At 46.8% G+C, this 9,528-nt stretch carries 8 protein-coding genes; 4 read left to right on the forward strand and 4 right to left on the reverse strand.

Annotated elements, in window-relative coordinates; genetic code table 11:
- The first annotated feature begins 361 nt into the window (after window positions 1–361).
- Window positions 362–694 carry a single-stranded DNA-binding protein gene (ssb, locus tag AC06L3_RS08080; protein WP_475670110.1) on the forward strand — a complete coding sequence of 111 codons (333 nt, stop codon included), beginning with the start codon at window positions 362–364 and terminating at the stop codon, window positions 692–694.
- Window positions 695–755: 61 nt separating this feature from the next.
- On the opposite strand, the gene AC06L3_RS08085 is transcribed toward ssb, so the two are convergent.
- The gene (locus AC06L3_RS08085; protein ID WP_475670111.1) at window positions 756–935 is read right to left on the reverse strand and encodes a DUF2116 family Zn-ribbon domain-containing protein; all 180 of its coding nucleotides are present in this window, start codon (window positions 933–935) and stop codon (window positions 756–758) included.
- A gap of 145 nt (window positions 936–1,080) precedes the next feature.
- Between AC06L3_RS08085 and cysS the strand changes: the two genes are divergently transcribed.
- Window positions 1,081–2,610 carry a cysteine--tRNA ligase gene (gene cysS, locus AC06L3_RS08090; RefSeq protein WP_475670112.1) on the forward strand — a complete coding sequence of 510 codons (1,530 nt, stop codon included), beginning with the start codon at window positions 1,081–1,083 and terminating at the stop codon, window positions 2,608–2,610.
- Window positions 2,610–3,713 (forward strand): lactonase family protein, encoded by a 1,104-nt coding sequence (locus AC06L3_RS08095; protein ID WP_475670113.1) that lies wholly within the window; start codon window positions 2,610–2,612, stop codon window positions 3,711–3,713. The genes cysS and AC06L3_RS08095 overlap by 1 nt, the downstream gene beginning before the upstream one ends.
- A 20-nt stretch (window positions 3,714–3,733) precedes the next feature.
- Here the strand turns inward: AC06L3_RS08095 and AC06L3_RS08100 are convergent, their stop codons facing one another.
- Entirely contained in the window at window positions 3,734–6,430 is a 2,697-nt protein-coding gene (locus AC06L3_RS08100; RefSeq protein ID WP_475670114.1) for an ABC transporter permease subunit, read from the reverse strand.
- A 96-nt stretch (window positions 6,431–6,526) separates the two neighbouring features.
- Here AC06L3_RS08100 and AC06L3_RS08105 point away from each other — a divergent pair, with 96 nt between their 5' ends.
- Window positions 6,527–7,675: an alpha/beta hydrolase-fold protein gene (locus AC06L3_RS08105; protein ID WP_475670115.1), complete on the forward strand. Its 1,149-nt coding sequence runs from the start codon at window positions 6,527–6,529 to the stop codon at window positions 7,673–7,675.
- 13 nt (window positions 7,676–7,688) lie between these two features.
- On the opposite strand, the gene AC06L3_RS08110 is transcribed toward AC06L3_RS08105, so the two are convergent.
- Both AC06L3_RS08110 and AC06L3_RS08115 read right to left on the reverse strand, forming a co-directional pair.
- Entirely contained in the window at window positions 7,689–8,870 is a 1,182-nt protein-coding gene (locus AC06L3_RS08110; protein WP_475670116.1) for a C1 family peptidase, read from the reverse strand.
- A gap of 128 nt (window positions 8,871–8,998) precedes the next feature.
- The coding region (locus tag AC06L3_RS08115) for a GGGtGRT protein (RefSeq protein WP_475670117.1) at window positions 8,999–9,528 on the reverse strand (530 nt) is incomplete at its 5' end.

Consider the following 9,528-nt stretch of genomic DNA (forward strand, 5'->3'; position numbering starts at 1 on the left):
GCCTTCGACTTCCCGATTCCGGACTGTTGCGCCCCGGCCTACGTATCCAAGGCCAAGCAGACTACGAGGCGCCGTGGCCGTCCAGCCAAGCCCAAGGTCGAGAAACAGACTTTTTAGTACAGAAAATTGAAAAACTCAGAAGATCTGGCTGCCACAAATAAATAAAATAATGTGATATTGTCTTTTTTTATAGGACTGCTGTTTTAACATAACATTTTTCTGAATCGTATATCAAACGGCATTACACGTTTATAAACGTTTATAAATGTGTAAATTGCACTCATTGATAAATAGAAATGCTTTCTTTGTCCAGGCTTTTTCAAGCTGCCATCAATAAATTATTAACTAAAAACAGATTTTTATGGAAAGATCAATGAACAAAGTTGAACTGAAGGGAATCGTAGGGATGGATCCGAAGATTACCGTGATTGAGGGAAAGGGACGTGTGGCAAGATTCTCGGTTGCCACCCATGAACTGTTCAGTGCCGGAGATGGTTTGTATAAGGAGGAAACATCGTGGCACAACGTGGTGGCCTGGACCTCCAGATACATTCCTGACTTCGATGCCGTTAAGAAAGGTGCATTCATTGAGTTGCAAGGCAAGCTCAGGTATCAGAAATTCAAGAACATAGATGGTGAGGATAAATATTATACGGAGATCCTTGCCCTCAAGCTTGTGGTCCCGCAGAGATAGCTTCGAGGACTGTACGGTACCGGAGGGGAGTCCCCCTTCGGTTTTCTTTTTATAAGAAAGATTATCGCAGGTGGAAAAAAGCAAGGAGTCTTGCCAGAAAGCCTCCTTTCTTTCTCTTGGAAAGCTTGAGTTTGTTGTGGTAGAATGTCCTGCAAATGTCGCTGCAGAATTTCTTGTCACTCCTCCCTGCAATCGCTCTCCCGCATACAGGGCACCGCCTGATTTGTTCTTTCTCTCCCATATCCCTGTCAGTTGACTTTCTAATGTTGCAATTTAGGTATTTCCCCAATATTTCAAGTGCTGAATCCGCAATTGTTGAAAATATATTTATTCCAATAATTTTTGTAATTTTGCCATATCGTGAAATGAATTGAAAAATTGAATTTATGGAAAGGACTGTTGAAAACGGCTTGGAGAAAAATGTGCTGATTTATAATACATTAACCCGAACTAAAGAGAAATTCACACCAATTGTCCCAGGAAAGGTGGGCCTGTATGTCTGTGGTCCTACCGTTTACGGTGACGCCCATCTGGGCCATGCCCGTCCTGCCATAACCTTTGATGTTCTGGTGAGACTTTTCAGAAAACTGGGCTATAAGGTCAGATATGTCCGCAACATCACCGATGTGGGACATCTTGAGCATGACGCTGATGAGGGTGAGGACAAGATAGCAAAGAAGGCAAAGCTCGAGCAGCTCGAGCCAATGGAGATCGCCCACAATTACACCCTGCGTTTCCGCGAGGCGGTTGGAAAACTCAACACCCTGCCGCCAAGCATCGAGCCTCAGGCCAGCGGCCACATAATTGAGCAGATAAATCTGGTAAAGAAAATCCTTGACGCCGGCTATGCATACATAAGCAACGGATCAGTGTATTTTGACGTTGTAGCTTACAACAGGAAGTACAAATACGGAATTCTTTCCGGCAGGAACATCGAGGAACAGGATGCGAACACCCGTGAACTGGACGGTCAGAGCGACAAGCATGCTTCATTCGATTTCGCTCTTTGGAAAAAGGCCCAGCCTGAACATATCATGCGCTGGCCTTCACCTTGGTCCGACGGATTCCCGGGCTGGCATCTGGAGTGCTCGGCAATGAGCGAGAAATATCTTGGCAAGGAATTTGACATTCACGGTGGCGGAATGGACCTGATGTTCCCTCATCACGAATGCGAGATTGCACAGAACACCATATCAAGGGGCAATGGCGGTGTACACTACTGGATGCACAACAATATGATTACCATCAACGGTCAGAAGATGGGCAAGTCATACGGTAACTTCATCACCCTTGACCAGCTGTTCGCCGGCAATCATCCTATTCTGGAGCAGGCATATTCACCAATGACCATCAGGTTCTTCATACTTCAGGCACACTACAGAAGCACGCTTGATTTCTCCAATGCAGCACTGCAGGCGGCCCAGAAGGGATTGGAACGTGTACTGGCAGCAGCCAGGGACGTACAGAATCTGAAAGTTGAGGCAAGCGGGGACGCAAGCGCCAGTGATGAGCAGATCCTGAAAATAAAGGAGAATGTCTGGGACGCCCTTCTTGATGATCTGAACACACCTATTGCACTTTCACACATATTTGATGCAGTGAAGATTGTGAACTCTGCCAAGGCTGGCAGCCTCAAACTTTCTCAGAATGGCAAGGATGCGCTCGTTGAGTTGTTCTCTGACGTTCTCTGCGATGTTCTGGGAGTTTGCGCTGGCAATGAGACAGCTGCGGCAAGTGCAGGATCATCAGCTGCTGATGAAAAACTTGTGAACGGTCTTATGAGCATGATACTGGAGCAGCGCGCGCAGGCCAAGTCCAACAAGGACTGGGCAACTTCCGATGCAATAAGGGACCGCTTGAAGGAACTCGGCGTTCAGTTGAAGGATTCCAAGGAAGGCACCGAGTGGACAATATAATGAAACTCTATGTAGGGACATACGGGAAGCATTGGTACAGCGTTGACTATGCAAACAATGAATTCTCCAATCTTGAGCAGTTCGAAGGGCAGGACTATTCCTGCATCTGCGTGAAGGACGGCATCCCTTATTCAATATCGGAAAACACAGAGGCTGGCCCGTGCTATCTCACACCTGTGAAAGGCACGGACCTGTTCATTTCTTCCAACTTTGGCGATGGCTCCGTGGACCTTATCCGCTTCAGTGAACCCGGTGGCTCAGACCGGTCATCAGATGATATGCAGTCCGGCGGGCAGAACGGAATAGTTGCAACAAAAGGACTTACGGCACATTTGCTGCAGAAAATTAAATTCACAGGAAGCGGACCTGTGCTTGAGCACGGCAGGCAGTTGCATTCCAGAGTGCATCAGGTTCTTGAATTCCCCATGACCGATGTTTTCCCCAACAACAATGCACGATATTTTCTTGCAACTGATTTCGGTGCCGATGTCATCAGGGTTCTTGAAATGACATGTCCGCCGTTGGGAGGCGAGCAATCCGATATTTTGCTGGAAAAGTTATTTTTGAGACATCAGCCTCAATTGGACATTCCAGTGCCTGCAGGTTCAGGTCCGCGCCATCTGGCATTCAATATCAAAGAAAAGCTGCTGTATTGCCTGTGCGAATTAAGCAATGAATTGCTGGTGTATAGTTTCAAGGATATGGTTGCAGGAATCGTGCAGAGAATTGATACTTCAATCCTCGGAATCAGCGGTGCCCCTGCGGAACGCCCTGCTGCGGGAGATTTGAAAATGCATCCGGACGGCCGGTATATGTACGCAACACGTCGGCTGGTGAACGATGGCATTCTCGTTTTCAAGATCAAGGCCAACGGCCTGCTTGAATTCAGTTCGTTCAAAGCAAGCAGGAAACACCCGAGAATGATTCATATTTCAACGCTTGGCAATCCCGGAGCTGAGACAATCATGTTCGCTGCCTGCAAGGATGGCGGACTTCAGGTGTTTCCATTACATCATCCAGAAGGCGGAGAATTCATAGGCACACAAAAAACAAGCCTGTACCTTCCGCATGGGGATTCCCCGGTTTGGGTACAGTCTTGCTGAATTCTGTCAATGTAATTTCCTTAGAGTGTGCAACGCAGGTCGCTGCCTGTGTCAGCAACGCTTATGTTTATGTCCTTGCACATACCGCGAAGCATTGCAGCCTGAATCATGTAGTCTTCCTTTTCAAGGATATCCTTGTCAAGAAGAACAGGTGTGGAAACACTAACTTCAAAGGCCTCATTCTTTTCTGAATAGAAGATCTTGAGCTGGACGCCCCTGGTTGCGCCAACAATGAGGATGCTCTCTTCAACAACATGTATCAAGCGGTCAATCTTTTCTTCCTTAACCCCATATTTGCGGCAGAAAGTATCAATCTGAGCAACCATCTGGTAGTAGTCATAATTTGCAGATTGAATGTCATATACATACTGACGCAACTGGTTTATGAAAATCTTTGTCTTTTCACGCTGCGGATTGGTGAAAATCTGTTCAGGTGTGCCTTCTTCATAAATCACGCCTTCATTCATATAAAACACCCTGTTGCTCACATTCTTGGCAAAGCCCATTTCGTGGGTTACAACCATCATTGTCATACCCTGCTGTGCCAGTGTCTTCATTACATTTAGAACTTCATTCACCATTGTAGGGTCCAGAGCGGAGGTAGGTTCGTCAAATAGAAGGATGTTAGGATGCATGGCAAGGGCACGGGCAATGGCAACACGCTGTTTCTGTCCGCCGGGAAGCTCTTCAGGATAGAAATCCGCCTTCTCGGCCAGGCCTATGAGCTTGAGAAGTTCCATTGCTTCCTTTTGTGCCTCCTCAGGCTTCTTATGCAGGAGCTTGATTGGAGCGAATGTTATGTTCTCAAGGATTGTCTTTCCATTGAACAGATTGAATGACTGGAACACCATTCCCATCTTCTGACGCAATGCAGGAACATCTGCATCCTGTGCAAGGATATTGTCACCATCAATGAATATATCGCCTGAACTTGGCTGGTTCAGAAGGTTGAGGCATCGCAGGAATGTGCTCTTTCCTGTGCCTGAAGGTCCGATTATGGATATCACATCGCCTTCCATTATTTCCGCATTCACGCCTTTGAGCACGGTGAGTCCATCGCTGAATTTTTTCTGGAGGCCGTCAATCTTGATGATGGCATTGCCGGAATATGTGCTGGCAGGTCCGTTCATCCTGGAGATTTTTTTTCTGCGCCATACAATGTATATGATTGCAGCGGCTGTCAGGAGCAATATTATCAAGACAACCCATCCGCTTGAGGAACTTCCTTCTTTCAAGGCCATAGCCTCTTCCGCAGACGCAATGATATCGGTGTTGAACATGACCATGGACTTTGAAACGGAATACTGACGCATAAGAACGTTCTGTTTCCTTTCTTCAGTTATACTTATGAGAGATATTCCCATATCGGCCTTGCCGGTCATCAAAGACGGGATGATTGCCGAGAAATCCGCAATCATGAATTCAACAGGTCTTCCTATATATAAGGCAAATCTGCGTGCCAGCTCTATTTCATATCCTTCAACCTGACCATTGTATATGTACTCATAAGGAGGGTAGCTAGGGTCCGTTATCACTCTCAACGGGTTGTTTCCAGGAACCTCATCAACATCAACATGCGCTTTGTCCTTGTCGCCTTCTATCCATCTTTTCCTCATATCCACCTCTTGCGGGCTACCCGAAAATTCTGCGATGAACTGTTCGAACTGCTGAGCGAGTTCTTCATTGTTTTTTCCGAAAGTGGCCCCAATAGGTGTTGCAGGAATTGCGGATCCTACTGTGTCGAACTGCGGATGTTGCGCTTTCAATTCAGAATATATGACATCTTCCACATATACGGCATCAACCTTTCCGCTCAGGGCGGCATTCACGGCATCGGTGAATACATTGAACACGAGTAAGTTCTCTTCTTTCCACAATTTTCGTGCGCCTTGTTCCTGCACTGATCCCATCTGTACGGCAATCATTCTGTCCTCCAGATCCTTTTCGCTTGTAATAGGCATCCTTTTCTGCTGCTGGCAGGAAACAAGCGTTGCGGCAATGACAGGTATCAGCAACATTGCGGCGGTCTTGCCGCTGGATTTGGTCTTCCTCTTTTTAATCAGGGACTTCAGGCCTATGCCAATGAGCCATGCAAGGATGAGATATATTATTGCAGTGAAGATGAGAGGGAAAAATGCATCGAATGTTCTTGAACGTATAAGGTCGGAACCTTTGGTCATGTCAATCACTGCAATGTAGCCTACAATTGAAGTGCCCTTGAGAAGACTTATCACTTCACCCTGATAGACTGGGATGGCTTTCTGTATGGCTTGAGGTACAATAATATGGAAGAATGTCTGGGTTCTGCTGAATCCCAGGGAAAGACCGGCTTCAGTCTGTCCCTTGTCTATGGACTCTATGCTTGTCCTGAAAATCTCAGCCATATATGCCGCCGTGTTCATGGCAAAGGTGATGATTGCTACCAGAATTCCGCTTGCGTTGAGAGGTGAGAGCACTATGTAGTACATTATCATGAGCAGAACCAGCACAGGCATGCCGCGCATGAATTCTATATATACAATGGCGGTCTTTTGAAGGAATTTGTTGCGGTGCATGCGCATCCAGCATATTCCTCCGGCCAGTGCCGTTCCCAGAAGCACTGCAAAGAAGGTAATGATAAGCGTAGTCTTCAATCCATTCACTATAAGCATGTACCTGTCTTCAACTATGAGGTTGTTATAGAATGAATCCGATAATGATTGCCAGAATGTGAGCATAGAGTTCAAAAATTAATATAACTCGCAAAAGTACTTAAATTTTTGCCATCCTTGTTTAGGATATCATTAAATTTGCATAGTTAGAAATCCGATGATATGAATAGAAAATTACTGACAGCCATTATTGCTTCAATCCTGCTTTGCATCAATGCAAACGCGCAGAAAGTGATTTCCCCGGTTATTAACGCAGACCACAGTGTAACATTCAGCGTATATGCTCCAAAAGCCACTCAGGTCCAGCTCGGAGGCGAGCCTGTGAACTTCCATTCTGTTGATATGAAAAAAGGAAGCGGCGGAGTCTGGAGCTACACCACCTCACCGCTCAGGAGCGATTTCTATCTGTATTTCTTCCGCATTGATGGTGTATATTCCATAGACCCTTCCAATACCTATATTGTCAGGGATGCCAACGATATATACAATTATGTAATCCTACCTGGCGATAGGGGGGATTTGTATATTCCTCAGGATGTGCCTCACGGAACGGTGAGCAGGGTGTGGTATGATACCCCTGTTCTGGGAACTCAGAGAAGAATGTCGATATATACACCTGCAGGCTATGAAACCAGCGGAAGGGAATATCCTGTACTGTATCTGCTGCACGGGCAGGGCGGCGATGAGGATGCCTGGCTGGTCATGGGCCGTGCGGCGCAGATTCTCGACAATCTCATAGCTCAGAAGAAGATTGAACCCATGATAGTTGTGATGCCTTACGGAGCAACCCAGCATCAGGCCATTCCTGGCGAGGCCGGCAATGAGGGCATGTACAGACCTAAGTTCGACGGGGCGTACAATACTACCTTCGAAGCGCATTTCGTTGATATACTATCGCATGTGGAAAAGAATTACAGAACCATAAAGGCTCCTGAGGGCCGTGCCATAGCAGGTCTTTCAATGGGAGGGGAGCATACTTTCCAGATTGCCCTTAACAATCCGGGAACATTCGATTATGTGGGTCTGTTCTCTTCCTGCGCGCACATAAGGGATATTAACGGAAAGGAAATGTTTCCTGAACTGTATATGAATACGGAAGCAAAGCTTGCAAAGCAGTTCGAGGCGAATCCAAAGTTGTACTATATTGCAATAGGGGACAAGGACCCGCTTTACCAGATGAACGTTGACCTGCGCAAGCTATTTGATTCACATGGCTGGAAATACGTTTACGTTGAGAGCACCGGCGGCCACACCTGGTACAACTGGCGTGTATATCTGGCCGATTTCGCCAGCCGCATCTTCAAGCACTAGTTCCCTTAAGTGCTTATTTGATACCCAATGACTTCCTGATGCCTGCAGGGATGGCGTCCTTGTGCACGAGGATGGTGAGGGTGCGCATCATTATGTAGCTTCTTGACATATAAACATAGCCGTTCGTTACAGGGTTGGTCTCCTGGTTGAATGAATCCTTCACCTTGTAGAAGATGGTTCCATCCTGGTCCTTGAGCATTCCGGTTATGTGCATTGCGTGGCAGTCGAGTGTCTTGAAATCCTCGTAGTCCTTCTGGCGGATTTCCGGAGTGACATTGATTTCAGGATATTTCTTCTCGAACTTCACAGCCTCCTCAAAGTATTCGGGTGCAGGATTTATGGCAATTCCTTTCCAGCAGCTGCAGCATCTTTTGGTAAGGTCACCGCTCCAGCCGAAGGTGTAGCCGTTGTTAAGGGCGTTGTCCATTATTGCCATGAACTCATCCAAAGTCACATTGTAGTATTTCCTATGGTTCCAGTTGTCCGGCCACTCAACGTCAACCAGCTCGTGCATAGGATGATGCAGCACCGATGTTATCGGGACATATTCATCAAGAACCTTGTCCAGTCCCAGTTCCTTTGCAAAGGACTTGGCGGTATAGCTTTTCCCATTGTATTCAAACTTCTCCGGAACCTTTCCCAGATATATATCAAACAGGCTCTCCACCAATTTATAATATTCTTCACTGCGATGGTGCTCTGAAACAGGCACGCTTTGAATGGCATGAACGAACCTGTTCAGTTCGCGGTGATTGTGGGTTGGGGAATTGTAGTTTATACCATTGTATGCACTCTCAGGCATGATTCCGTATTTGGTAATCCAGTCAAGAACATTATGCATGAAGGCTCCTTCGTTGAGGTTGCCCTTGCCCTCACGCATATAATCATCGGCCATGCGTTCAATGTAGTTGTTGCGCACTATGAACATTTCAGAGAGGTCATATTCGCCCTTGCCTTTCCTGATAAGTTCGGACTCAAGAAGCGATATGGTGGAATGGCACCAGCAGGTTCCTGTCTCCGCCTGGTTCTTAGGGGAGGTGGCCTTGAGATCAACTATAGGGGTGAATTTGTAAAGCTTGTGTGCCTGGGGAATTTCATCCTGCCGGTTCTGCTGTGCGGAAACTACGGTTGGGGAAAGGGCGCTTGCAGTAAAAAGTACAATGCAGATGGAGAGTAGTCCTGTCTTTGATTTCATGATTGACAAATATTGAATGTGAACAAAATTACTTAACAGATTCCGCTTTTGCAACAGGCCTCCTAAAAATGAAAAAGGTCCCCGCAGGGACCTTTAAGAATTGCATGGGCAATCTGCCAGGAACTGTATTATTTGCTCAATGCTGTGGCAACGTCAACGGCTACGGCAACTGTGCAGCCTACCATAGGGTTGTTACCTATGCCAAGGAAACCCATCATCTCAACGTGTGCAGGAACTGAAGACGAACCTGCGAACTGAGCATCTGAGTGCATACGGCCCATTGTGTCGGTCATACCGTATGAAGCAGGACCGGCGGCCATGTTGTCAGGGTGAAGTGTCCGGCCAGTACCGCCACCTGAAGCAACGCTGAAGTATGGCTTGCCTGCGAGAACTCTCTCTTTCTTGTATGTTCCTGCAACAGGATGCTGGAAACGTGTAGGGTTGGTTGAGTTACCTGTGATGGAAACGTCAACGCCCTCGTGCCACATGATGGCAACACCCTCGCGTACATCATCTGCACCGTAGCATTTAACCTTTGCCCTAGGACCATCTGAATAAGCGATTTCCTGAACGATGTTGAGCTTGCCTGTGAAATAGTCGAACTCGGTCTGAACGTATGTGAAACCGTTGATTCTTGAAATGATCATTGCAGCGTCCT

The organism is Candidatus Egerieousia sp. (genome assembly GCF_056211015.1).

What these genes read in the sequence shown, in the direction of transcription:
- ssb (WP_475670110.1), top strand. Translation starts at nt 362, where the DNA reads ATGGAAAGATCAATGAACAAAGTTGAACTGAAGGGAATCGTAGGGATG.
- AC06L3_RS08085 (WP_475670111.1), bottom strand. Translation starts at nt 935, where the DNA reads ATGGGAGAGAAAGAACAAATCAGGCGGTGCCCTGTATGCGGGAGAGCG.
- cysS (WP_475670112.1), top strand. Translation starts at nt 1,081, where the DNA reads ATGGAAAGGACTGTTGAAAACGGCTTGGAGAAAAATGTGCTGATTTAT.
- AC06L3_RS08095 (WP_475670113.1), top strand. Translation starts at nt 2,610, where the DNA reads ATGAAACTCTATGTAGGGACATACGGGAAGCATTGGTACAGCGTTGAC.
- AC06L3_RS08100 (WP_475670114.1), bottom strand. Translation starts at nt 6,430, where the DNA reads ATGCTCACATTCTGGCAATCATTATCGGATTCATTCTATAACAACCTC.
- AC06L3_RS08105 (WP_475670115.1), top strand. Translation starts at nt 6,527, where the DNA reads ATGAATAGAAAATTACTGACAGCCATTATTGCTTCAATCCTGCTTTGC.
- AC06L3_RS08110 (WP_475670116.1), bottom strand. Translation starts at nt 8,870, where the DNA reads ATGAAATCAAAGACAGGACTACTCTCCATCTGCATTGTACTTTTTACT.